The 24,402-nt window shown below is 48.7% G+C and carries 23 protein-coding genes and 4 tRNA genes; 9 read left to right on the forward strand and 18 right to left on the reverse strand.

Annotated elements, in window-relative coordinates; genetic code table 11:
* Positions 1 to 137: 137 nt before the first annotated feature.
* The 7 genes from pilM to aroB all read left to right on the forward strand — a co-directional run bounded on the left by pilM (position 138) and on the right by aroB (position 6,984).
* A complete protein-coding gene (pilM, locus tag ACTHSA_RS02450) occupies positions 138 to 1,229 on the forward strand; it encodes a type IV pilus assembly protein PilM (protein WP_440378793.1) in 1,092 nt (363 codons plus the stop codon).
* 4 nt (positions 1,230 to 1,233) lie between these two features.
* Complete coding sequence (locus ACTHSA_RS02455; RefSeq protein ID WP_070625188.1) at positions 1,234 to 1,857, forward strand: PilN domain-containing protein; 624 nt, start codon at positions 1,234 to 1,236, stop codon at positions 1,855 to 1,857.
* Positions 1,857 to 2,528 (forward strand): type 4a pilus biogenesis protein PilO, encoded by a 672-nt coding sequence (locus ACTHSA_RS02460; protein WP_070822735.1) that lies wholly within the window; start codon positions 1,857 to 1,859, stop codon positions 2,526 to 2,528. Before ACTHSA_RS02455 ends, ACTHSA_RS02460 begins: the two co-directional genes overlap by 1 nt.
* Positions 2,529 to 2,543: 15 nt before the next feature.
* Positions 2,544 to 3,086 carry a pilus assembly protein PilP gene (locus ACTHSA_RS02465; protein ID WP_049347906.1) on the forward strand — a complete coding sequence of 181 codons (543 nt, stop codon included), beginning with the start codon at positions 2,544 to 2,546 and terminating at the stop codon, positions 3,084 to 3,086.
* A 20-nt stretch (positions 3,087 to 3,106) separates the two neighbouring features.
* Complete coding sequence (gene pilQ, locus ACTHSA_RS02470) at positions 3,107 to 5,239, forward strand: type IV pilus secretin PilQ (RefSeq protein ID WP_070625184.1); 2,133 nt, start codon at positions 3,107 to 3,109, stop codon at positions 5,237 to 5,239.
* Positions 5,240 to 5,360: 121 nt separating this feature from the next.
* Complete coding sequence (locus ACTHSA_RS02475) at positions 5,361 to 5,882, forward strand: shikimate kinase (RefSeq protein WP_083307459.1); 522 nt, start codon at positions 5,361 to 5,363, stop codon at positions 5,880 to 5,882.
* A 22-nt stretch (positions 5,883 to 5,904) separates the two neighbouring features.
* Positions 5,905 to 6,984 carry a 3-dehydroquinate synthase gene (aroB, locus tag ACTHSA_RS02480; RefSeq protein ID WP_070503951.1) on the forward strand — a complete coding sequence of 360 codons (1,080 nt, stop codon included), beginning with the start codon at positions 5,905 to 5,907 and terminating at the stop codon, positions 6,982 to 6,984.
* 129 nt (positions 6,985 to 7,113) lie between these two features.
* Here the strand turns inward: aroB and ACTHSA_RS02485 are convergent, their stop codons facing one another.
* The 3 genes from ACTHSA_RS02485 to ACTHSA_RS02495 all read right to left on the reverse strand — a co-directional run bounded on the left by ACTHSA_RS02485 (position 7,114) and on the right by ACTHSA_RS02495 (position 9,848).
* On the reverse strand, positions 7,114 to 8,427 hold the full coding sequence (locus ACTHSA_RS02485; RefSeq protein ID WP_049344271.1) for a sensor histidine kinase: 1,314 nt from the start codon (positions 8,425 to 8,427) through the stop codon (positions 7,114 to 7,116).
* A gap of 29 nt (positions 8,428 to 8,456) precedes the next feature.
* Entirely contained in the window at positions 8,457 to 9,134 is a 678-nt protein-coding gene (locus ACTHSA_RS02490) for a response regulator (RefSeq protein WP_049344268.1), read from the reverse strand.
* Positions 9,135 to 9,281: 147 nt separating this feature from the next.
* Positions 9,282 to 9,848: an NADPH-dependent FMN reductase gene (locus tag ACTHSA_RS02495; RefSeq protein ID WP_070587528.1), complete on the reverse strand. Its 567-nt coding sequence runs from the start codon at positions 9,846 to 9,848 to the stop codon at positions 9,282 to 9,284.
* Between the two features lie 136 nt (positions 9,849 to 9,984).
* On the opposite strand from ACTHSA_RS02495, the gene ACTHSA_RS02500 reads away from it, so the two are divergent.
* Complete coding sequence (locus ACTHSA_RS02500; protein ID WP_049336971.1) at positions 9,985 to 11,412, forward strand: MFS transporter; 1,428 nt, start codon at positions 9,985 to 9,987, stop codon at positions 11,410 to 11,412.
* Between the two features lie 70 nt (positions 11,413 to 11,482).
* Positions 11,483 to 12,895 carry a D-alanyl-D-alanine carboxypeptidase/D-alanyl-D-alanine endopeptidase gene (gene dacB / locus ACTHSA_RS02505; protein ID WP_049336968.1) on the forward strand — a complete coding sequence of 471 codons (1,413 nt, stop codon included), beginning with the start codon at positions 11,483 to 11,485 and terminating at the stop codon, positions 12,893 to 12,895.
* 287 nt (positions 12,896 to 13,182) lie between these two features.
* Here the strand turns inward: dacB and ACTHSA_RS02510 are convergent.
* The 15 genes from ACTHSA_RS02510 to rpmF all read right to left on the reverse strand — a co-directional run bounded on the left by ACTHSA_RS02510 (position 13,183) and on the right by rpmF (position 24,370).
* A tRNA-Asp gene (locus ACTHSA_RS02510) sits at positions 13,183 to 13,259 on the reverse strand.
* Between the two features lie 32 nt (positions 13,260 to 13,291).
* Positions 13,292 to 13,367: transfer RNA gene (locus tag ACTHSA_RS02515), tRNA-Val, on the reverse strand.
* Positions 13,368 to 13,406: 39 nt separating this feature from the next.
* Positions 13,407 to 13,483: transfer RNA gene (locus ACTHSA_RS02520), tRNA-Asp, on the reverse strand.
* A 33-nt stretch (positions 13,484 to 13,516) separates the two neighbouring features.
* Positions 13,517 to 13,592: transfer RNA gene (locus ACTHSA_RS02525), tRNA-Val, on the reverse strand.
* Positions 13,593 to 13,661: 69 nt separating this feature from the next.
* Positions 13,662 to 15,644 carry a cation:proton antiporter domain-containing protein gene (locus tag ACTHSA_RS02530; RefSeq protein WP_440368002.1) on the reverse strand — a complete coding sequence of 661 codons (1,983 nt, stop codon included), beginning with the start codon at positions 15,642 to 15,644 and terminating at the stop codon, positions 13,662 to 13,664.
* A 264-nt stretch (positions 15,645 to 15,908) separates the two neighbouring features.
* Positions 15,909 to 16,655 carry a 3-oxoacyl-ACP reductase FabG gene (fabG, locus tag ACTHSA_RS02535; protein ID WP_440378794.1) on the reverse strand — a complete coding sequence of 249 codons (747 nt, stop codon included), beginning with the start codon at positions 16,653 to 16,655 and terminating at the stop codon, positions 15,909 to 15,911.
* Positions 16,656 to 16,699: 44 nt separating this feature from the next.
* Positions 16,700 to 17,737 (reverse strand): glycosyltransferase family 8 protein, encoded by a 1,038-nt coding sequence (locus ACTHSA_RS02540; RefSeq protein ID WP_049336358.1) that lies wholly within the window; start codon positions 17,735 to 17,737, stop codon positions 16,700 to 16,702.
* Positions 17,730 to 18,800 carry a hypothetical protein gene (locus ACTHSA_RS02545; protein WP_049336417.1) on the reverse strand — a complete coding sequence of 357 codons (1,071 nt, stop codon included), beginning with the start codon at positions 18,798 to 18,800 and terminating at the stop codon, positions 17,730 to 17,732. The genes ACTHSA_RS02540 and ACTHSA_RS02545 overlap by 8 nt, the downstream gene beginning before the upstream one ends.
* A gap of 55 nt (positions 18,801 to 18,855) precedes the next feature.
* On the reverse strand, positions 18,856 to 19,857 hold the full coding sequence (locus ACTHSA_RS02550; protein ID WP_049336360.1) for a hypothetical protein: 1,002 nt from the start codon (positions 19,855 to 19,857) through the stop codon (positions 18,856 to 18,858).
* Positions 19,858 to 19,930: 73 nt separating this feature from the next.
* Complete coding sequence (gene fabD, locus ACTHSA_RS02555; RefSeq protein ID WP_070625182.1) at positions 19,931 to 20,857, reverse strand: ACP S-malonyltransferase; 927 nt, start codon at positions 20,855 to 20,857, stop codon at positions 19,931 to 19,933.
* Between the two features lie 153 nt (positions 20,858 to 21,010).
* A complete protein-coding gene (locus tag ACTHSA_RS02560) occupies positions 21,011 to 21,214 on the reverse strand; it encodes a DUF1294 domain-containing protein (RefSeq protein WP_224783389.1) in 204 nt (67 codons plus the stop codon).
* 51 nt (positions 21,215 to 21,265) lie between these two features.
* Positions 21,266 to 22,228, reverse strand: coding sequence for a beta-ketoacyl-ACP synthase III (locus ACTHSA_RS02565; RefSeq protein WP_049336364.1), 963 nt, complete (start codon positions 22,226 to 22,228; stop codon positions 21,266 to 21,268).
* A gap of 152 nt (positions 22,229 to 22,380) precedes the next feature.
* Positions 22,381 to 23,451: a phosphate acyltransferase PlsX gene (gene plsX, locus ACTHSA_RS02570; RefSeq protein ID WP_049336419.1), complete on the reverse strand. Its 1,071-nt coding sequence runs from the start codon at positions 23,449 to 23,451 to the stop codon at positions 22,381 to 22,383.
* Positions 23,452 to 23,573: 122 nt separating this feature from the next.
* Positions 23,574 to 24,098 (reverse strand): phosphoribosyltransferase, encoded by a 525-nt coding sequence (locus ACTHSA_RS02575; RefSeq protein ID WP_049332638.1) that lies wholly within the window; start codon positions 24,096 to 24,098, stop codon positions 23,574 to 23,576.
* A gap of 92 nt (positions 24,099 to 24,190) precedes the next feature.
* Positions 24,191 to 24,370 carry a 50S ribosomal protein L32 gene (gene rpmF, locus ACTHSA_RS02580; RefSeq protein WP_002240035.1) on the reverse strand — a complete coding sequence of 60 codons (180 nt, stop codon included), beginning with the start codon at positions 24,368 to 24,370 and terminating at the stop codon, positions 24,191 to 24,193.
* Positions 24,371 to 24,402 lie beyond the last annotated feature (32 nt).

Below are 24,402 nucleotides of genomic sequence, written 5' to 3' on the forward strand. Positions count from 1 at the left end.
TGCCATTAATGGCGATAAATAAAGTAAAATGGGAAACGATTTCTATCAGCCACAGTTAATACTGTGCAAAGAATAAGAAGTCCTTTACGGATAACGAAACAGTTACTCACTCCTAAATGATACAGGGAAGTCAAATCATGCGCTTATTTAAAAGCACGAAAGATACCAAAACAGGCAAGGCTTCTAGTGGATTGAACAACCGCTCTGCCATCGGTGTCGATATCAGCCAACATGCCATTAAGATGGTACAACTGACAGGCCGTAGTTTAAACCAAATTCAGCTGGAAAAATACGTTATTACCAAATTGCCTAAAAATATTGTCAAAGGCAACAAAATTCAAGACTACGATCAGCTTGCTACTTACATCCAACATACTTACACACAATTACGCAGTTCTTGCAAAAATATTGTTGCGGCCGTGCCACAAAATTTGGCGACAGTCGAGCAAATTATTTACAACCCGCGTGATACCGATTTGGACTTGGAAGAGTTTGTCGAAGCGGAAGTCGGCCAATTTGCGCCTATTGAAGAAATGAACTACGACTTTCAAGCCGAAGAAGTCGGTTCAGGCCAGCATGTTTTAGCTGTTGCCGCCAAAAAAGACGATGTCGAGCCACGCATTGAAATGTTTGAGAATGCGGGCTTGCCTTTGTCCGCTTTGGATTTAGACTTGCTGGCGCAACGCAATGCCTTTGTTCATTGGATGAATACGCATGCTCCCGAAATGGCAGATGAAAAAGTTGCCGTGTTTGGCATTCATGCGACGCAAATGTATGCCCTGATCCTGCAAAACGGCCGTATCCTCTACAAACAAGAAACGCCGGTCAGTACAGAGCAGCTCAATCAGCTGATTCAGCGTACTTATCAGGTAACTGAAGAAAAAGCCGCACAAATGATGGCTTCCCAAAACAAGCCTTCCGACTACCAGTCTCAGATTGCCGACCGTTTTAATGTGCAGGTTGCACAAGAAGTTCAGCGTGTTTTGCAATTTTACTATACCACGCAAGCCACTGATTCCTTCTCTAATATCAAACACATCCTGCTGACCGGCTTTACTGCGCAGCAGGCAGGTTTGGCGGAAAGCATTTTCTCGCAAACCAATACGGCAACAGAATATCTGCATCCGATTTCATATGTGGAACGCAGTGAAAAAGTAGAATTGCCGCAGCTTCAAATTGATGCGCCGTCACTGACCTTGGCGTTCGGATTGGCATTAAGGGGACTTTGAGAACATGATTGAATTAACCAGAATCAACCTTCTCCCGTATCGGGAAGAGATTAAACAGCGCAAGCAGCAGCAATTCAAAGTATTGATGCTTGGCTCTTTTGCCGTGGGTTTGGGCTTGGCGGCCGCAACCTATCTCGGTATTGACAACGCCATCAGCAATCAAGAAGGGCGCAACAACTTCCTGCAAACCGAAATCGACCGACTCGATAGGGAATTGGGCGAAATCGATAAACTTCAGCAAGAAAAAGAAGCCTTCTTGGCTAAAAAGCTGAAAGTGGAAGAATTGCAGGAAAAACGCTATCAAGCGGCCTATATCCTTGATTCTTTGAATACGCTTACGCCCGATAATACTTATTTGACCGCATTGGAAGCCGAAAGCCCGACCAGCTATAAAATCAGCGGCCATGCCATCAGCGACAATAAAATTGCCGTTATGATGCGCTCCCTGCCGAGTACAGGTATTTTCTTGCAGCCTGAATTGTTGAGCATTAAAAAAGTAGATAACTACCAAGAATTTACTTTGAAATCTTCAATCAACCAGGTGAGTACGCCGGCTCCTGCACCGACTGCCCAAAGCAGCGGTGAAGTGGCCGAACCTGTGGCCGAACCTGCTCCGGAGGCTCAATAATGGCATCTAAAAACCTAAAACAATTGGACGTACAAAACCTGTACCTGCTCAATATGCCTTCAAAACTTTTGCTGGCAGGTTTATTGATTGTTGGTATGTTGGCTTTGGGCTACGTCGGCGTATTTAAAGATCAGATTGAAACTTTGAATACGCAGGAAGCCAAAGAAGATGAGCTGAAGGAAACCTTTACGCGTAAAAGCATTCAGGCCGCAAGTTTAAACAATTTGAAGGCCGAATTGGCTTCGATTCGTTCTGCATTCGACGTTTTGTTGAAACAATTGCCGACCGACGCGGAAATTCCGAACCTGATTCAAGAGCTGCATCAGGCAGGTTCGACCAACGGCTTGCGTTTGGACAGCGTTGCACCGCTTCAACCTGAAAACGATGGCCCGATTCAAAAACTGCCGTATCAGATTTCTATTACAGGCAAATACGCTCAAATCAGCCAGTTTACCCGTGACGTAGGCGATTTATCGCGCATTATTACGCTGGATTCTTTGAAGCTCGTAAACGCAGGCGAGGATAAAGAAGGCAAAGGCAATAAAGGCGAATTGACACTGAGCGCGATTGCGACGACTTACAAAGCCCGTCCTGCTGAAGAGATTGCCGCTGAATTGGCTGCGCAACAGGCGCAGGAAGAAGGCAAATCTGCCGAGAATGAGCAAAAATAAAAGAATAGGGAAATCATGAAAAAAATCATCTTACTCTTAAGTCTTCTTCCCTTGGCAGCCTGCACGCAAAGCTATGAAGATTTGACTCAATGGATGACGCAAACCCGTCAGGAAGCGAAATCCAAGATTATTCCGTTTGAAGAGCCGACGGTTACATTGCCCAAGCCGTATAACCCTCCAAATTTTAAAGGCTTGAATGCGTTTGATTCACGCCGTCTGGATACTGCCCCTAAAGGCGGTAATGCGCCGGATGTAAACCGTCCGAAAGAAACCTTGGAAGCCTTCAGTTTGGAAAATATGGCTTTTGTCGGAACGCTGCAAAGCGGCGGCAAGGTTTCCGGATTTATCAAAGTCAACGACCATGTTTATACCGTTTATCCCGGAAACTACATCGGTCAGAATTACGGCAGAATCCAAAGTATTACTGAAGATAAAATTATCCTGACCGAGCAAGTTGAAGACAGCTACGGCAACTGGGTGTACCGGAAGGCCGAATTGCCGTTGAGCAGCAAAGAGGCAGATTCTTCCGATAGCTCAGATAGTTCGAATTCAAATTAATTTAGGGGTCTCACTCGATTATGAAAACCAAGCACATGACAAAATTATTTGCCGGCTTCAGCGTTGCCCTCGCTGTTCAGACGGCCTTTGCAGGCAATATTACCGATATCAACGTTTCCACTTTGCCTGACAACCAAAAAATCATCAAAATCCGTTTCGACAAAGACGTCACCACACCTCATGGTTTTGTAACATCTACTCCGGCGCGTATTGCATTGGATTTTGCCAACACCAATATCCGTTTGCCCCAGCCTGTTTTGGAATATGCCGACCCCTTGCTGAATCAAATTACTGCGGCACAAAACAACGACCGCGCACGCGTGGTTTTGGGTTTGAACAAAATCAGCCAATACAATACTGAAATTCGCGGCAACGAAGTTTGGGTATTCGTAAACGAATCTACTGACCAAACCAATGCGGCCGTTGTAAATGAACGTGCGGCTACACCGTCTACCGCGCGCGCTACTCAGGCTTATCAAGCCGTTTCTGCTGCCAATATCGATTTCCGCAAAGGCGCACGCAATTCCGGCATTATTGAATTGTCTGCCCCGGGTTTCAGCGGACAGCCGGACATCAAACAGCAACGTGACCGCGTCGTTGTTACCTTGAAAAACCATACACTGCCGACACAAGCGCAACGCAGTTTGGATGTAGCTGACTTCAATACGCCTGTACAAAACGTTACGCTCAAACGTATCGGCAATTCTACCCAGCTCATTATCCGCAACAATAATGCGAATTGGGACATCAATACCAAAGCCTCTTCCGGCCGTTTTGTATTTGAAGTATCGCCTAAAGTCGCCAATACCGAATCCGGCGGCTTGAACCAAAATGCAAACAAATCGTTTAAAGGCCGTAAAATTTCTTTGGACTTCCAAGATGTAGAAGTCCGTACCATTTTGCAGATTTTGGCGAAAGAGTCCGGCGTGAATATTGTTGCCAGCGATACCGTCAAAGGCACCATGACTTTGTCCCTGAAAGATGTACCTTGGGATCAGGCTTTGGACTTGGTCATGCAGGCGCGTAATTTGGATATGCGCCGTCAAGGCAATATCATCAATATCGCCCCCCGCGATGAATTGTTGGCAAAAGACAAAGCCTTCTTGCAGGCTGAAAAAGAGATTGCCGAATTGGGTCCGCTGTATTCTCAAACCTTCCAGTTGAAATACAAAAACGTGGAAGAATTCCGCAAAATTTTGCGTTTGGAAGAATACGACAGCAATAATTCCAATACCCGCAATACTCTGTTGAGCAACCGAGGTAGCGCCTTAATCGATCCGGCCACCAATACGCTGATCGTAACCGACAACCGCGGCGTGATTGAGAAATTCCGCAAACTGATTGATGAATTGGACGTTCCGACCCGTCAAGTGATGGTTGAAGCGCGCATTGTCGAAGCAGAAGATACCTTCTTCCGCAATTTGGGCGTTAAATTCGGTTCCGGTGGTGCGAGCGGCCGTACGGCATGGGGCAGCAACTGGAGCAATGCGCAAGCCAACCATAACACCAATGCTTCGTTTAACCGTGGTGATGTCGGCTATCCTACTTGGTCTTTGGATCCGAACGTCAGCCTGCCGACCGCAGCCGCAGTCAACAGCATTGCTCTGGTGCGTGCGTTCTCGTCCGGCGCATTGGGTTTGGAAATCAGCGCGTCTGAAGAACAAGGTAAGAGCAAAACCATTTCCAATCCGCGCGTGCTGACACAAGACCGTAAAGAAGCCAAAATTGAATCTGGTACGGAAATCCCTTACCAAGAGGCATCTTCCAGCGGTGCGACTTCGATTACCTTCAAGAAAGCCGTTTTGGGCTTGACCGTAACGCCGAACATTACGCCTGACGGTCAAATCATCATGACTGTGAAGATTAATCGCGATACCCCGATCGACTGTACCGTAGATTCTCTGACAACCAAGTGTATCAACACCAAACACTTGAATACCCAAGCCATGGTTGAAGATGGCGGTACGCTGATTGTCGGCGGTATTTACGAAGAAGAAAGCACCAACGCAGTGAACAAAGTCCCCGTTTTGGGCGATATTCCTGTTGTCGGCAATTTGTTCAAATCACGCGGCAAGCGTGAAAACCGCCGTGAGCTGTTGATTTTTATCACGCCGCGCATTATGGATAATGTGGGTAACAATCTGCGTTATTGATTTTAGAATGACAAACAGGCATATCTGCAAAGGTATGCCTGTTTTCGTTTTCAGACGGCCTTTCGTTTCAGACCGTCTGAAAAACCACGAACTTTTCCAAGAAACCGCCATATCGTATAAAATGACCCTCATGGAAAAAATCAACGGCAATTTAATTTTAATCGGGCTGATGGGCGCGGGCAAAACCACTTTGGGCAAGCAGCTTGCCCAAATGTTTGAATGCCCGTTTTACGACAGCGACTACGAAATCTGCACTTCATCGGGCGTATCCATTCCGACCATTTTTGAGATGGAAGGGGAAGAAGGCTTCCGCAACCGCGAAACCAATATGCTGAAGAAGCTCGCTTCCCGGCGCAACATCGTTTTATCGACCGGTGGCGGCTCCGTGTTGCGTAGTGAAAACAGACAGATTTTGTGCCAAAACGGCACGGTTGTTTATTTGCATGCCAGCCCCGAAACCTTGCTGGAGCGTACCCGTTACGACAGCAACCGGCCGCTGTTGCAAGTTGCCAATCCTTTGGGCAAACTGCAAGAGCTGTATGACCAACGCGATATGCTGTACCGTCAAACCGCCCATCTCGTCATCGAATCCGACAGCTGTCACAAAACGCTCAAACGCCTGATACAGGCTTTAGGCGAATAAATACGCTTTGCAAAGGAATACTATGCGCACACTGACTGTCCAAACCCCGTCCCATCAATACCCCATCTTTATCGGGCATAAGCTGATTGAGCAGGCCGATATGCTGCTTCAGCCCTATCTAGGTAAAAAAGCAGCCATTATTACCAACGAAACCGTTGCGCCGCTTTATCTCAAACAGCTTCAGACGGCCTTAGACAGACTGGGCGTGCCGCATTTCAGCATTATCCTTCCCGACGGCGAAGAATATAAAAACTGGCAGACGCTCAACCTGATTTACGATGGCCTGATGCAAAACCGTGCCGAACGCAAAACCACTTTAATCGCTTTGGGCGGCGGCGTGATAGGCGATATGGTCGGTTTTGCCGCGGCGACTTATCAGCGTGGCGCACCTTTTATCCAAGTACCGACCACATTGCTCAGCCAGGTCGATTCCTCGGTCGGCGGTAAAACCGCCATCAACCATCCGCTCGGTAAAAACATGATTGGCGCGTTTTACCAGCCGCAAGCCGTTTTGGCCGATTTGACCGCCTTGCAAACGCTGCCGCAACGCGAACTTTCCGCAGGCATGGCCGAAGTCATCAAATACGGCGCATTGGGCGATGCCGAATTTTTTGCCTGGTTGGAAGAAAATATGGCCGACCTGATGGCGCAACATCAAGAAAAAATGGCGGAAGCCGTTTACCATTGCTGCAAAATGAAGGCCGATATTGTTGCCCAAGACGAAACCGAGCAGGGCATCCGCGCATGGCTTAATCTCGGCCACACTTTCGGCCATGCCATCGAAGCCGAAATGGGCTACGGCGTATGGCTGCACGGAGAAGCCGTTGCCGCCGGTTGCGTCCTCGCTTCCCGTTTGTCGCAAATCTTGGGCAAAACCCGACAGGCCGACACCGACCGCATTGCCGCTTTAATGGAAGCCGCTTCCCTCCCGTCTGCGCCGCCCGTTTTCTCCTTTGAAAAATGGATTGAACACATGAGCCACGACAAAAAAGTCAGCAGCGGCATCATGCGTTTTGTCGGTTTGGAATACTTGGGCAAAGCCAATATTACCGAAATTACCGATATGGAAATCCTCCGCCAAACCTTGCAACCGTATTTGTGAGGAATGAAGTAGGTTTGCTTCAAAATATAAAAAGGCCGTCTGAAAGTCATTTTCAGACGGCCTTTGGTTTTAAAACGTTTTCATTTATCGGATTAAAGCTAGATAAACCAATTTGGGCGGGTCAATTATTTAAAGCATCTTTTTATCCAACTCGGCAATAATCAACAAGCCGCTGTCAAAGCGTCGGCTGTCGGCCAGTTTCAGACGGCCTTGATGGCGTTTGACAATGGTGTCTGCGATGGACAGGCCAAGTCCGGTGCCTTGTTGTTCGGTGCCGAGAATACGGTAGAAAGGGTCGATAACGCGTTGGCGTTCGCTTGGGGGAATGCCGGGGCCGTTGTCTTCCACCCAGATGTTGAGGTATTCGGCGGTTTCGTCAAAGCCCAAATCGATGCGGCCGCCTTTGGGAGTATAGCGGATGGCGTTGTCGGTAAAGGTTTTGATGAGGGTGTAGATTTCGGTGTCATCGGCGTGGATTTGGCAGTCGTTTTCGACGGCGACGCCGATGTCTTGACCTTTGGCCAGCGCCAGCGGCATGAGTTCCTGCAAGACGCGGCGGAACTGGTTTTGCAGGCTGATCAGGGTTTTGGGGCGTTGGGTTTCGGGCGCTTGGGCGCGTGCGAGGGAGAGGAGTTGCTCGAGCAGGTGGCGGTTGCGCTGTATGCTTTGTTGCAACAGGGCGGACTGCTCGCGCGCTTCGGCGGACAGCTGCATATTGTTGAGCCTCTCTGCCTGAAGGGAAAGGGCGGTCATGGGGCTGCGCAATTCGTGTGCGGCATCGGCGATAAAGCGTTGCTGTTGGCGGACGTTTTCATCGGTACGTTGCAACAGGTTGTTGATGGCGACGACAAAGCCTTGGATTTCGCTGGGAATGTCTTGCGTGTCCATAGGCGAGAGGTCGTTGATTTGGCGCAGCTCCAAATCGTTGGACAGGGTTTTGACGGAACGCATGGTGCGGTGGGTAATCCAGACGGTGAGCAGGATAATCAGGGGCAGGGCGAGGAGCATGGGGAGGATGCTCTGCACGGCAGCCATTTCGGCCAGCTCTTCGCGGTAGTCGCTTTCCTGCATGACGGCAATGCGGCCTTGTTTGGTGGTGCGGGTATAAACGCGGTAGTAATCGTCGTCGTCATCAGACTGAATGGTGTGCAGGCCGTCTGAAATCTTCTCAGGCAGGCTGACAATGGGGTTGGGCGTATTGGGAAATTGAACGGAAATCTTGTTGTCGTTGTCGAGTGAGTGATTCTCGTCATCGGCATCGCTCGGGTCGAGATAGTTCGCGACTTGGCGCAACAGATCGTCTTGAACCTCTTGGGTCTCGTGATAAGTATCGTAATATGAAAATATGCCTGCAAGAATGGAGAGGGGCAGGAGCATACAGATCAGGGCGAGGCTGATCCGGACTTGCAGGGATTGTTTGATAGTGTGGATAAGGCGTTGCATGGTTTGTGTGTTGATATTGTTTTGGTTTTTCAGACGGCCTGGTTGTTTTGTGCAACCAGCCAGCCGACCCCGCGGACGTTTTGAATCGCTTCTTTGCCGAGTTTTTTGCGTAAGGCGTGAATCAGGAAGTCAACGGCGTTGCTTTCGACTTCTTCGCCCCAGCCGTAGATTTTGTCTTCCAAATCGCTGCGCGACAGAATCATGCCCGGACGCAGCAGCAGGGCTTGGAGGACGGCAAATTCTTTGTTGCTGAGCATGATGGCCTGTTCCTGCCCGACCACTTCTGCCTGATGGGTGGAAGGGTTGAGCATGATGATGCCGTTGGTTAGTAGCGTTTGCGCCTGTCCGCCGTGTCGGCGCAATACGGCGCGCATACGGGCTTGCAGCTCCGCCATGTCGAAGGGTTTGACGATGTAGTCGTCTGCGCCGCCGTCTAGGCCGTTGAGGCGGCTGTGCAAATCATCGCGCGCGGTCACGATTAAGACGGGAACGGTACAGCCGCCGTTGCGGATTTGCGCCAATACGTCCAAACCGTCTTTGCCGGGCAAACCCAAATCCAAAAGCAGCAAATCGTATGCCTGCGCCGCCACTGCTGCGGCAACTTCCGAACCGCGGCTGACCCAATCGACAGCGTAGCCGGTGTCTTTCAGGTTGGCACTGACGGCTTGGGCAATCATGGCATCGTCTTCAACCAATAATACGCGCATGGAAGTTCTCCGTGAGGATGGGTGGACAGTGATTATAACCGCACTCAATTAGTAAAAATTTAGGAGCTGTCTAAAAACTGATTTTTTGCAAAAGATGAGGCCGTCTGAAATTTCGTTTTTCAGACGGCCTGTATGCTTCAATCCCGATTATTTAGGGTTTTTCTCAATCAAGGCAACCAATTGGTCGATATAGCCTTGAACAAATCCGCGCGCGGATTCGATGAGCTGGCCGTTGTCGTCAAACAGGGTAGGCGAGTTGCCGAGAAACACTTCCGGTTGGCCGGTCAATGGCATATCGAAATACGAAAGGGCAAGGCGCAGATTTTTTTGCGCGCTATAACCGCCCATTTTACCGACAGAATGGCTGATGATGCCGGCCGGTGTTTTTTTCCAGGCAACATCGGCATTGGGTTTGGAGCCGATGTCGATGGCGTTTTTCAGGCAGGCGGGGACGGTACGGTTGTTTTCGGAAGTCACGAACAATACGCCGGCAGAGGCTTTGATGGTTTCACGGAACTCGGTATAGCTGGATGGAGTGGGGAAGTCGGTAACGGCAGGATCGTCGTAGTCGAAGTTGTATAAAGGCAAATGGCCGATTTCGACGATTTGCGCTTCGTAGCCTTCGGGGAACATGGGAATGACGTTTTGTGCGACTTTTCGTGCGAACGAGCCTTTACGCAGGCTGCCGACCAAGATGCTGACTTTCTTTGACATGTTTTTCTCCTGTTTAATAATAAAAATGAAAACAATTCTAAATTTTAGTGTTATCTGGGGAAGCGGTCAAGGTTTCAGACGGCCTGTCAAAATGGTTTATGCTAAAATAACGGTTTCGCTGATATTTCAAATTATTATGCACGCTTCTGATTCGCAAGAGGGTGAAACGGCACACGAATACTACGCCGACGATACCGACTTTCCTGCTAAAACCATTGTCGCCACCTTATTCATCGGCGCATTTTTCGGCTATCTCAACGACACGCTGTTGAATGTCGCGCTTACGCCGATTATGAAGGATTTTGGTGTCGATAAGACCACGGTTCAATGGCTGACAACGGGCTTTTTGCTGGTCATGGGGGCATTTACGCCGATTACGGCAGGCGTGATTCAATGGTTTGAAACGCGCAAAATGGTGCTGTTTACGCAGGCAACGTTTTTAGCAGGATCGCTGATTTGCGTGTTTGCACCGACGTTTGGCGTATTGGTGGTCGGTCGGATGGTGCAGGCAGTGTCTGCCGCGTTTTTTGTCCCGCTTCTGTTTAACGGTGTGTTGTCGATTTTCCCTCCCAACAGGCGCGGAACGGCGATGGGTGTGATTACCATGATGTTTACCGCCGCGCCTGCAATGGGGCCGACGCTGTCGGGCATCATCATCGACCATACGCATTGGCGCGTGCTGTTCGGTTTTACCGCGCCGTTTATGTTGGCGGCGATGGTGCTGGCGGGCAAATATTTAACGGTCAATTTGAGCAACATCAGCCGTCCGAAAATTGATATGTTGTCGGCTGTGCTGTCGATTGTGGGCTTCGGCGGGTTGGTTTATGCGAGCAGTAATTTTGCCCATATGCCGCTGCTGGAATTTATCCTGCTCTTTGCTGCTTCCGTTGTACTGGTGGGGTGGTTTGCGCGCCGGCAGTTCCGTTTGGCTACGCCGTTGTTGAACCTTCGTGCGTTTGAATACAAACAGTTCAGATATTGCGTTGTGATTTTGGCCGGTGCGATATTCCTGTTTTTGGGCTTGGAACTGATGGTGCCGATGTACACGCAGCAAGTGTTGATGCTGACCGGTACGGCAACTGGCCTGATCCTGATGCCTGCCAGTATTGCCCAAGCGGTTGCCGCGCCTTTGTTCGGCAAATTGTTGGACAAAAAGGGCGGACGCTTTGTCGTTTTGCCGGCAACAGTGATGCTGGTGGTGTCGTTGGCGGTATTGTGGCTGTTTTTGCGGATTGATACGCAAGTGGTGATGTTGACGGCGATGTTTACGCTGTTGGCGCTTTCCGTGTCTGCTTGTGTAACCGGCGAAACCCATGGTCTGAACGCGTTGCCGAAAATGCTCAATCCGCACGGTGCGGCGATTCTGACCACCATCAACCCGATTGCCGGTGCCATCGGCGCGGCGTTTTTTGTTGGTGCGACCAATATCGGCGAGAAACTTTCCAGCGCAGATATGCCGCAACAGGCAATGCTGGACGGTATCCATTTGGCGATGGGTTGCGCTTTGGTTGTCGGTGTTGTGGTCGTCATGTTTGCTTTACGTTTGAAAGCGCATCAGAAATAAAGAAAAAGGCCGTCTGAAACGTTCAGACGGCCTAAGCACCTCGTAAGAATTTATAAGATTTTGTAACACAATGAAGTTAAAATGTATTTTATCAATCGGCCTGATGATGGCGGTTTGTCCGTCATGGGCTTTGGATTTCGGGCGTATTCCTGAAAATGAGATTTCTGTTTATGTGCAGGAATTGGACAGCGGCAACGTGATTGCCGAACACCGTGCCAATGAATTGCGCAATCCTGCTTCGACCATGAAGCTGGTAACGGCGTTTACCGCGTTTCGTATGTTGGGCGGTGATTATCGTTGGAAAACTGAGTTTAAAACCAACGGCCCAATCAAAGGCGATACGTTGAAAGGCAATGTGTATTGGGTGGGGAGCGGCGATCCTGTGTTTGACCAGCATGATCTGGTGCAAATGCAGCAACAGATGCGCGATAAGGGCATACGCCATATTGACGGACATCTGATACTCGACCGCAGCCTGTGGGGCGATGTGAAGAATCCGGATGATTTTGCTTCCGATTCTGCCGAAAGCTTTATGACGCCGCCCGATCCTAATATGTTGGGGTATAAAACCGTTGAACTGCGTGCTGAAAAAGAAGAAGACGGAAGCTTGGTCATCCGTACCAATCCGCCGCTTCCGAATCTGAACATTCAAAACAAATTGACACTTGAGAATAAAGAAGGGAAGTGCAGTGTTTTAAAAAACCACATGAAGACTTCCTATAAAAACAATACGCTGACCGTATCGGGCAAGCTGCCGGAAAGCTGCTTGGGCAAAGAGCTGTATCTGAATATGTATAGCATGAAAGAATTTGTCGGCAAAAGTTTTGTCAACCAATGGCGCCAACAAGACGGCACGATTTCAGACGGCCTGACGACAGGTGCTGCGCCTCATGACGCGCATGTGTTGGCGAGTCATCAATCCAAACCGCTTGCCGATATCCTCACCGATATGAACAAGCATTCCAATAATCTGATTGCCCGTTCGGTTTTCCTTAAATTTGCCGGACATATATCTGATTACAAGCAGGCGCAGGCCAAGGCCGCGTCTATCGTAAAAAGTGAGCTGGCGGTTGCCGGTATCAATACGGAAGGGCTGGTGTTGGAAAACGGCTCAGGCCTGTCCCGCGTAGAACGGCTCAATGCGCGAATGATGGCGCAAATGTTGGAAAAAGCCTACTTCAGCCCGTTTAAAAACGAGTTTATCAGTACGCTGCCGATTGCCGGTAAAGACGGCACGCTTAAAACACGCTTGAAACAGCCCGGTGAAAACCTGCGCCTCAAAACCGGTACACTCAAAGATGTCCGCGCACTGGCTGGGTATTGGTTGGGCGAAAAGCCGTTGTTGGTTGTCGTCATTATCAACAGCCAAAAGTCAACCGATTATTTACGCGACTTGGATAAGCTGGTGTCTAAAATTGTTCAGCCCGGTGGCGAACATTGGATTGATGCTAAGGCTTCCTGCATGATTAGGTATCAGGCTTGATAAGCTAAAAAAGGCCGTCTGAAAATGTATTGACGTTTTCAGACGGCCTTTGTGTAAGAAGGACAAGTATTTATGTCTATTTTGAAGGATAATTTAGGGATTTAATGGATAAGCGTTTGGTGTAAATCCGCTTGAGATAGATGGTTTTATCTTCGGTATTTAAGACGTATGTTTTAAGTTTTATTCCCACCTTCTCTTGTCTAAATAATCGGACTTTTTACGAAAAGGCATAAGGTACAGACGAAAAAAATACCGGTAAAAACCGGTATTTTTTATTTTTAACTTGATGGCGCGGCGGACGGGGCTCGAACCCGCGACCCCCGGCGTGACAGGCCGGTACTCTAACCAACTGAGCTACCACCGCGCATCCATTGTCAGGGACAATGAAAAGTAAAGTGGTGGGTGATGACGGAGTCGAACCGCCGACATTCTGCTTGTAAGGCAGACGCTCTACCAACTGAGCTAATCACCCAAAAAAGGGAGATACTGAAGAATCAGTATTTTTAAATAATGGCGCGGCGGACGGGGCTCGAACCCGCGACCCCCGGCGTGACAGGCCGGTACTCTAACCAACTGAGCTACCACCGCGCATCCACTGTCAAAGACAATGAAAAAGAAACTTGGTGGGTGATGACGGAGTCGAACCGCCGACATTCTGCTTGTAAGGCAGACGCTCTACCAACTGAGCTAATCACCCATGCGCAAAATTGCGAAGACGTTATTAAACCAAAAAATCCTGATGCGCGCAAGATTTATTTGCCGATAATTAGATGTCTCCCTGCAAGCACCAGTTTTCAAAGGAAATAATTTCTTCCTGTTTGCCTGCGACAACCAAAATGTCGCCGGTTTCCAGAACGAAATCAGGGTCAAGGTCTTGGATTTTTCCGGTATTGCGGCGGATAAACAATAGTTTCAGATGATGGGCGGTCAAGGGCAATTCACGGATGGTTTTACCGATGGCATGTGCCTCGCCTTGCAATGGGAAGGCATGGCGGCAGACGGCCTTGCTGTCTTCGTCGGAGAAGCTGTCATCATCACTGCCGACAAACAAGTCTTGCAAAGATGCATAGCGGCTGTGACGGATGTGGGTTATGGTTTGATAAACATGGTTGTAGGAAAGGCCGTGGCCCAACATGGCATAGCTTGCCAGCACCAGGCTGGTTTCTTTGGTATCGGAGACGGTTTCTTCAGCACCCATTTCGGTAAAGGTTTTAACGTAATCGTCATTGGTGGCGCGAACATAAACCGGCATGCTCGGATGCATGGACATGATGTTGCCGAGAACATGTTGGGTTTCATGCATATTGTTCAGCGTGATGACCACTATTTTGGCACGTCCCAAGCCGGCGGCTTCCAAGACTTCACGGCGTTTGGCATCGCCAAAGGAAACCGGTTCGCCTGCGTTGCGTGCCACTTGTACGCGGGCAATATCCAAGTCAAGGGCAAAGTAGGGGATGCCTTCTTGCGCCAATACACGGGCAACCGATTGACCGCCGCGTCCGAAACCGATAATTAGGACGTGTTCGGATTTGCTCATGGTTTCCACCAGCATGGAGTGCAAGTCCAAGGCTTTCATGTCCCAGTCGGATTTAACAAAGCGGCTGACGATGGCATCGCTGCTGCCCAAAATGAATGGTGCGGCAATCATGGAGAGCAAGACGGCTGCAGTGGCTGCTTGTTCCAATTCGGGCGAAACCATATTGATTTTGCTGGAAATAGCCAGCATCACGAAACCGAACTCGCCGCCTTGTGCCAAATAAAGCGCACTCTTGAGGCTGTCGCTCGTAGGGTTTTTCATGCGCAAAGCGATGATGAAGACGACCAGTGCTTTCAAGACCAACAGGATTGCCAACAAAATCAGGATTTGCTGCCAGTTGCCGATCAGCGCCTGAATATCCAGCTTCATACCGACGGTAATGAAGAAGAAGCCCAGCAGGATATCGCGGAATGGACGGATGTCGTCTTCCACCTGAATACGGTATTCGGTTTCGGAAAGCAGCATACCGGCAACGAATGCGCCCAATGCCATAGACAGGCCTTCAAGCTCCGTCAGATAGGCCACGCCCAAAGTAACCAGCAAAACGTTGATCATAAAGAGTTCGGACGATTTGCGTTTGGCAACCAGTCTGAACCAGCGCGACATCACACGGCTGCCGACAACAAACAAAATGCCCAAGGTCAGCAACATTTTCAAACCGGCCAAGCCCAGTTCTACCCACAAGTTGCCTTCGCTGCCGCCAGCAAGTGCCGGAATCAGAATCATCAGCGGTACCACGGCAATATCTTGCATCAGCAAAACACCCATGGCCATTTGTCCATGTGGCTGACCCAGCTCGGTTTTCTCCGACAGAATGCGGCTGACGATGGCGGTGGACGACATGGTCAGTGCGCCCGCAGTGGCAAACGCCCAGTTAAACGGCGTGCCCATTGCCATCAAAATGCCCATAATCGAGAGCATGGTAATGATGACTTGCAAACCGCCCAAGCCGAATACGAGACGGCGCATGGCTTTGAGTTTGGGCAGGGAGAATTCGAGACCGATGCTGAACATCAAGAATACAATGCCTATTTCGCCCAAATAGTCGGTGGCATGGCTTTGCGGAATCAGTTTGAACATACCCGGACCGGCAATAAAACCGACCAAAAGATAACCGAGCATGGAAGGAATGTTGAACTTGCGACAGCAGATAACTGTAATGACGGAAACCAACAAGACAATGACAATGGGTCCGAGGGAGAATTCGTGCATAGAGTGGGCGGCCTTTCGTTAAGAGTAGCTATTGTTATATAGGCCGTCTGAAACACGTCGAAAACCGACAGCAAACCCAAATAAAAACGCACAGAATGAACTTCATTTCTGCGATTTGATTTCCCGTATCATGCTTATTTGGACTTACTGTTTCGAGCGTTATCTAACGGATTATTAAGATTATATCAAGATAGAATGTAAAGTAGTGTTTTGATTGACAAAAAAGGCCGTCTGAAATATTCAGACGGCCTTTAAATAAATGGTTTAAGGCATCAACATGCCGCCGTTGACATGAAGTGTCTGACCGGTAATGTATTTTGCCTGATCAGAAGCCAAGAACAAGACTGCATCGGCAATATCTTGTGCTTCACCGAATTTGCCCAAAGAAGTTTGCGCTTCAAAGGTTTTGCGGGTTTCTTCCGGTAGGGCGCGGGTCATATCGGTGTCGATAAAGCCGGGGGCAACGCAGTTGACGGTAATGCCACGGCTGCCGACTTCACGCGCCATAGATTTGGAGAAGCCGATTAAGCCTGCTTTTGCGGCTGCATAGTTGGTTTGGCCGGCATTGCCCATCACGCCGACAACGGATGTGATGTTGATGATGTGGCCGGCACGCTGTTTCATCATGCCGCGCAATACGGCTTTAGAGGCGCGGAAGACAGATTTGAGGTTGACCTGCATGATGTCGTCCCACTCTTCCTCTTTCATGCGCATTAGGAGGTTGTCGCGGGTAATGCCGGCGTTGTTGACCAGAATATCCAGTTTGCCGAATTCTTTTTCGATGTCGGCAATTAGATTTTCGATGGTTTCAGGTTCGGCAGAATTTAATGCACGGCCTTCGCCACCCCATTGTGCCAAGCGTTCGCCGATTGCAACCGCGCCACTCTCACTAGTGGCAGTGCCGATAACTTTTGCACCGGCCGCAGCCAAAGTATCGGCAATTGCCGCACCAATACCGCGCGATGCGCCGGTTACCAAAGCGATTTTGCCGCTTAAATCTTGTGTACTCATGTTTTATTCCTTAATTGTGATTGGAAAAATGGTTTCAGACGGCCTTATTTACCTGGGGAGGGTGCTTGATACCGTCGTTTGTTGATTCTTCGTAATAAATATTCTCTGTAGTATGCCCATGCTTGCTTTTTTTGTCCTTGTTTCCAAAGCCGTTTGGCTGCTTGTCTAAATTTCCTTTTAGGATTTGGAAAGGGCAACCAAGTTGATAGAGGTTGTTCTAGATATCCGTTATTCCATGGGGAATTCTTAAAATATTGATCATATGCAGGGTGGAAGCCTAATTGATGCCACGGTTTGATATGACCAACAAAATGGACTAAGCGGATATTGTTGGGATTGTCGATTAATTCACTGTATTTTTGATGCCAATGTATCCAGTTAAAGTTTTCTGAAAGCCAGTGTACATGACCTATACAGGCTAAATTCAAAATATCTTGGTCTGGACAGGAGAGTTTAAAATTCTGTTTTTCTACGGCTTGCATTTTTTCAGACAAAATTTTATCTATTGCCATATCATTCCATTTGTCAATATTGAATAGAATGACCCCAGAGTTGAAATAAGGCTCAGTATCTGTAAAACCAAATTGATTGAGTTGTTTTATATATGCTCTGTATAAGATTGCATCAGGTACGGCAGCAATCAAAGAATTTGAAATGTCGATTTCAAATAAATCATCAATGTTGCCCAAGCACAGTACATCAGTATCTAAATAAAGCGCAGTATGAGCAATACCTTTTAATAAGCAAGGGATACTCATACGGTAATACATAGCGATAGTAAAATAATGGGTAGTCTGCAGGGTAGAAAAGTATTCTGTATTTAAATGGTAAACGCTTATTGCGTAGTTTTGATTTGATGTTTCAATTTGATCGAAAATATTAAAATCATAACCTTCTGAACCACTAACTAACAAATGAAAATGTATTGGATTGGTATTGTTTTGCAGCACAGAAAGTAACGCAGTGCCGATGTGTTTGATATAGTTTTGATCGGCTGCATAAACAATATGTCTCGGCTGTTCAATGAATTCTCGTTTGCGGATATGAGCAGTTTCTAATACTAATTTTTCTCTATCAAACATTTAAATTCTCCACAACGTCTCTATCGATTTCAGGCAATCCGATAGGGATATTCGGTTCAATATCAAATGCGCAGCTGATCCAGTTGCTGAAGCTGTATTTGTGCTTCAGGCCGGGGGCAAGCGGTACATACGGCAAGGTCAGGAAGGCTTTGAGTTCGTCAAGGTTGCTTCCATTCCAGTAGAACATATTGTTCGGGTGATAAAAATCGTAATGTACGATGGTCGGATTGGTCGTAATCAGTTTTTTGTCCAAACCAATCGCTTCGAAAATCCGCAAAGAGAGGCCGTAGTGCTTGCGGTTGAGGAAATCTACCAATACGGAGGATTTGGCCGCTTCTTCTAAGTTTTGACGATAGGAGAGGGCGTTTTCAAATGAGAAGAACTCGACCTCGGGAATGCCCAAAGCCGCTTTTTCTTCTTCAATTTTCTTACTGGCCAAGCGGAAATCTATTTCTAAACCGATTGAACGTGCAGCTTCGCAAAATGCACGGATGTCATTGTTGCGGTCGGCAGCGTACGAGCCGATAAACAAGATTTTGTTTTGCGGGTTTTCAGACGGCCTGAAGCTGTCAAAGTAGAAGCTGGTGGTTGGAAAGAGTTTTTCGGCGTATTCGGGGTGTTTGCCTTGGTCAAACGGATCGAAAAAGTAAAATTTGTCGAAAAATTCGATGTTGTCGAAGTCTTCTTTTAAGAAGGTCAGGGCTTCCCAGTTGTAGTACACCATCAATTTTGAATGCGCTCTGAGCTTGGCGATGAAGTCTTTCGGGTAGGCGCCTAGCCAAATCATGAAGCAATAATCCGCTTGTTCGGGATGTTCGCTTAACAGGGTATTGAGGCGTTCTTCTACGGCGCGGAACATGGTCCGTTTTTTGAAGTCTTTTTGTCCAAGAATATTTCGATACCAGATTTTTTTCAGCCGTTGAAATACATTTTTGTATTTGAACTCTTTTTCTTCATAGGTCAGGGACAGCACTTCAAATCCGCATTTCTCCAAGTTCTCAATAATGAGTTCGTGGATTTTGAAGAGTTCCGGCATGGCGAGAATGACTTTTTTCTTACTCATAATGTATTCGATGTAATATTTTGTCAGGCAGAAGTATCTGCCGTAGGCAATAGGGTTAATCAATGCCGAGCAGGCGGTTTAGCCATTGTGTAAACGAATAATAGGCTTTGATTTCAGGGTCAGGTTGCTGATACGGGCGCGCCAAGAATTCAGGCAATGCGTCTAAATTACCGCCGTCCCATACGAACACACGGTCCGGGTGGTATAGGTCGGTCTCCAAGATATGTTTGTTGGTGGTGATCAGTTTTTTATCGAAACGCAACGCATCGAAGATACGGAATGATAAGCCGTAATGTTCGAATTGTGCAAAATCGACAACCGCACCGCAACTTTGTACTTGGCTGAGGTTTTCTTCAAAGCTGAGGATGCTGCTGCGGTCAAGATAGCGGATGCCGTTGTGTCCGAAGGCTTTTTCAGCCCTATCGTCTTTACAGTAGATATGAAAATCCAAGGGTAGGTTGAGGCGTTCGGTTTCTTGGATAAAGCGTTTGGTTTGTTCTTCGCGTCTAAGTTCGTAGCCGCCTAAAAAGTAGAGTTTGTTGGTAGGTGCATATTCTGCCACGGGAAAGTCAAAGTAAAAATTGGTGGTGGCTTTGAAACGGCATTGTGGATATTTTTGAATATCGTCGGGATCGAAAACCCAGCATTGGTCAAAATAATCCAAATATTCAATAATATCTGGAAAACGACCTACGCCATCCCATTGATAATTCACACAAACATTGCTGTGTTCGCGGATGGTGGCGATGATTTCTTTGGGGTAAATATTGGCACGGATACAGAGCGCATAATCGGCTTTTTTACCATTTAACAAGGCCAGTTTTTGTTGAATGTCGTCGAGGTGGCGGCTGTATTTGAGGTATTTTTTATAGTTGCCGTCTTTGGTGATGTGTTTGTGGTAGAGATTTTTGAGTCTGCTGCCCAAGTTCGGATAATAGGAATCTCGGTCGTCATAGCACAGGTTAATGACATCAAAACCAAGAAAACGCAGATTTTTTTCGATACATTGATCCAGTCCGTACATGTAGGGAACGGCAAGAATAATGTTTTTTTTCATAATGTATTCGGATTGGAGTGAGCTGATTTTTCAGACGGCCTTGCCTGACAGGATAAGGCCGTCTGAAAACGTTTTAGTGGGCTTCGATAAATGCAGTCACTTGATCGGCATTGGTCAATGCGCTGCACGCGGCTTCTTTATTGATGCGTTTGGCGAGGCCTGCGAGGACTTTGCCGGGGCCGCATTCGGCGGATTCAGTGATGCCTTCGGAGACAAGTGCGTTGACGGTTTCTGTCCAGCGTACCGGGCTGTACAGTTGGCGTACCAAGGCATCTTTGATTTTGTCAGCATCATCATAAGAGGCAACATCGGCGTTATGAATGACGCGGATTTGCGGTTGTTTGATGGTGATGTCTTTCAGTGCTTCGGCAAGTTTTTCCGCTGCAGGCTTCATGAGGCTGCAATGTGAGGGAACGGAAACAGGCAGCGGCAGGGCGCGTTTGGCTCCGGCTTCTTTGGCGGCAGCCATGGCGCGTTCGACTGCGGCTGTATTGCCGGCAATCACGACTTGGCCTGGGGAGTTGAAGTTGACGGCTTCAACGACTTTGCCTTGTGCAGCTTCGGCACAAATGGCTTTTACTTGATCGTCTTCCAAACCCAAAATAGCGGCCATTGCGCCTACGCCTTGCGGTACGGCAGATTGCATAAGTTCGGCGCGCAGACGAACCAGTTTGACCGCGTCTGCGAAATCCAATGCGCCGGCAGCGACGAGGGCGGTGTATTCGCCGAGACTGTGGCCTGCAACGACGGAAGGGATTTTACCGCCGGCTTCCAAGTAGGCGCGGTAGGTGGCAACGCCGGCAGCCAGCATGATGGGCTGGGTGTTGACGGTTTGTCCGATTAATTCGGCATCTTCGCCGTTAATCATTGCCCACAGGTCTTGACCCAATACGGCGGAAGCTTCGTCAAATGTGGCTTTAACGATGGCTTGCTCGGCAAAGCCGTTCATCATGCCTAGGCTTTGTGAGCCTTGTCCGGGAAAGAAGAATGCGAAAGACATGGTAATTCCTTATTGGTTTGAATGTTTGAGGGTGTCCGCCAGCAGAAGGAGGGTGGCGACAGTATTGGTTGCGGCGGTCAGTCGGAAGGTGCGGACAAAACTGAGTTTGCTGGTTTTATGCCGGAATGCGAGGCTGCTGCAATAACCGCCCGGTCAGCCGCCAAGCAGATTGAGCAGGTGCAATTTTGCTTCGGGTATGCGTCTGCCGTGGTTGCGTGCGCGCTGTTTGTCTAGGTAGTAAAGCAGGAAAACGTATGCACTCAGTGCGAGATAGGCGATTGCCAGTTTGGGCAATATTATAGCCGTTATGCTTAAAAACAGGCTGCTGATGCAGAGTGCAAACGTTAGGGATTTCATGGGTTTTAGCAGAATAGGCTGTCTGAAAGGGATGTTCAGACGGCCCAACCGTTAGTATTTTACTAAGACCGCACCCCAGGCAAAACCGCCGCCGATGCCTTCGAGCAAGAGGTTTTGTCCGCGTTTGATTTGGCCGTTTTTAATACCGACATCCAGTGCCAGCGGAATAGAGGCAGCGGACGTGTTGCCGTGGTCTTGGACGGTCAGGATCACTTTGTCCATGCTCAAGCCCAAGTGTTTGGCGGTAGAGTCGATAATGCGCTTATTGGCTTGGTGCGGCACAAGCCAATCGATTTGATTGGTGGTATAACCGGCTTCTTCGATAACGTCATCTGCGATTTTGGACAGCATTTTGACGGCAAACTTGAATACGCCGGGGCCGTCCATGCTGATGTAGGGCGAACCGCAAATCTGGCCGTTGGCAATTTGTCCCGGGACGTTCAAAAGGTTGAGGTAGTTGCCGTCGGCTTTGAGTTTGCTATGGATAATGCCCGGTTCGTCAGATGCACTTAAGACAACCGCGCCCGCACCGTCACCAAAGAGGACGCAGGTGGTGCGGTCGTTCCAATCGACGATGCGGCTGAAGGTTTCAGCGCCGATAACCAAAGCGTTTTTCGCCATGCCACTTTTGATGTAGGCATTGGCAGTGGTCAGGGCATACATAAAACCGGCGCACACGGCTTGTACGTCAAAGGCAGGGCAGCCGTTGGCAATGCCCAATTTTTGCTGCACGATGGTTGCCGTAGAAGGGAACTGCATATCGGGGGTAGCTGTGGCGACGATAATCAGGTCGATATCGTCAGCCTGCAAACCGGCATCTGCCAAGGCGCGGCGCGCTGACTCGGCGGCCAAATCGCTGGTTTTTTCGCTGTCGTCTGCAATATGGCGAAATTTGATACCTGTACGCGTGGTAATCCACTCGTCGGAAGTGTCCACTTTTTTGGCAAGGTCGTCATTGCTGACGCGGTTGGCAGGAAGGTAGCTGCCTGTACCGGAAATTTTGGCATATTGCATGAGAACGGCCTTTTTAGAGAGTTGATTCAGATAGTCGGGTATTGTAAGCGAAAATGGGAAAATTCCCAATATTAAGAATGAAGTCGGTGATTAAAGATAAAAACAGGCCGTCTGAACTTTTTGGAGTTTCAGACGGCCTGTGTATATCAGCCTTAAGCTTCCGTTGCTGGAGTAGCGGTTTCTTCCAGTTCGGCTGCTGCTTTGGCGGCTTCCAAAGCAGCCAACTGGGTGGCTACGCCTTGTTCGATTTTAGCGAGGCCGGCGGATTTGGCTTCGTGGTAGGCTTCTTCCAAAGCATAACGGAAGCCGACTTCGTCGGTTCCACCGTGGCTCTTAATCACAATACCGCGTAAACCAAGCAGGATGGCGCCGTTAAATTTGCGCGGATCCAGTTTGCCTTTCAAACCTTTGAGTGCGGGCAGGGCGGCAATGGCGGCAAGTTTGTTGAACAGGGTGCTTTTGAATTCACGACGGATGGCGCCGCTCATGAATTTAACCGCGCCTTCGATGGTTTTGAGCATAACGTTGCCGACAAACCCGTCTGCGACAACGACATCGGCTTCGCCATACAAAACGCTGTTGCTTTCGATATTGCCGATAAAGTTGAGTTTGCTGCTGCTCAACAGTTTAAAGGTTTGTTTGACGGCATCCGTACCTTTGATGTCTTCTGTACCGACGTTCAAGAGGGCGACGCGCGGGCTACCTTTTTCGGGGTGTAGCGCGTGTACCAGCTCGCTGCCGATGATGGCAAATTGAACCAGTTGTTCGGGCGTACAGTCGACGTTAGCTCCCAAATCCAAAGCCAGAGTAACGTGTTCGCTGTCGGAAGGCAGGAATTTGGCGATAGCAGGGCGCTCAATGCCGGGAATGGTTTTGAGGACGAATCGGGCGGTCGCCATCAGTGCGCCGGTATTGCCTGCCGATACGGCAGCTTGCGCGTTGCCTTCTTTAACTTGGTTGATGGCGATGCGCATGGATGATTCTTTTTTATTTTTCAGCGCAGATTGCGGTGCTTCATCCATTTCGACGACTTGCGCTGCATGGCAGACAGTAATGCGGTCCATAGGTGCGCCTGCCGAGCTTAATGCTTGGCGGACTGCTGCTTCATCTCCGACCATAATCAGATGTACGTCGGATTGCTGTTTCAGGAAATCCACTGCACCGGGGACGGTAATCGCAAGGCCTGCATCTCCGCCCATGGCATCTACGGCCAGTGTAATCATGTTGTTCTCCGGTTTGTGTGTTTCAGACGGCATCAAACAATCGGAAAAGCACACTCATCCGATTTTCAGGAGATTGAATGGAAAATCAGATGAAAAGGCTTGTTGCGATGGTCGTACCAGATTTATTGGTTTTGCGCGGCCAATTTGTTGTGTTCGTCGATGTCCAGCGCGTCCCAAGGATAGTTGATCCACCAGTCTTCAACGGTGATGCCGCTGAAATAAGGGATGCCTTCGGGAATCTTGCCAACTTTGGCTTTGATTTTTTCATGCAATACTGCCACGCCGATAGTGCCGAAATCTTCTTTCAACAATTCGTTCAGGCAGAATTCCATGGTAACGCGGCTGTCGTCCACTTCGTCAACAACCAGTACGTTTTTGCCTTTCAGTACATCGGGAACGGGATCGAGCCATTGGACTTTTTTCACTTCCTCGGTCACTTGACCTTCGTGATCGTTGTCGTAGTAGGCTGTGGTGACGGCGTAAATCGGAATTTCCAAGAAGCAGCGCAACATGCGGGCAGGGATAAAACCGCCGCCGCCAATGGCAATCATGGCATCGTATTTGGTGCCGGAGTTTTGGATTTTTTCCGCCAATCCTTTGATTACGCGGTGGATGTCGTCGTAGGTGTACCAGATTTTACGTTTCATGGTGTGCTTCCGAAGAGGAAAATACAGGGTGCAATGCAAAAAAGCCAGTCATTGCATGGCAATATTCTGGCTTTTTCAGTCAGACGAACGGATTATTCGCCTTTAGCTTTTACCACTTTACGGCCACGGTACATACCGTTTGGAGAAATGTGGTGTGGACGATGCACTTCGCCGGTTGCGCTGTCAACAGACAGAGAAGGCGCAGTCAGAGCGTCGTGTGAACGGTGCATACCGCGTTTAGAAGGGGATTTTTTGTTTTGTTGAACGGCCATTTCAAGCTCCTAGATAAATAAACTGTGTCCTA

This window comes from Neisseria sp. P0008.S002, assembly GCF_051962805.1.
GTDB classification, from domain to species: Bacteria; Pseudomonadota; Gammaproteobacteria; order Burkholderiales; family Neisseriaceae; genus Neisseria; species Neisseria perflava.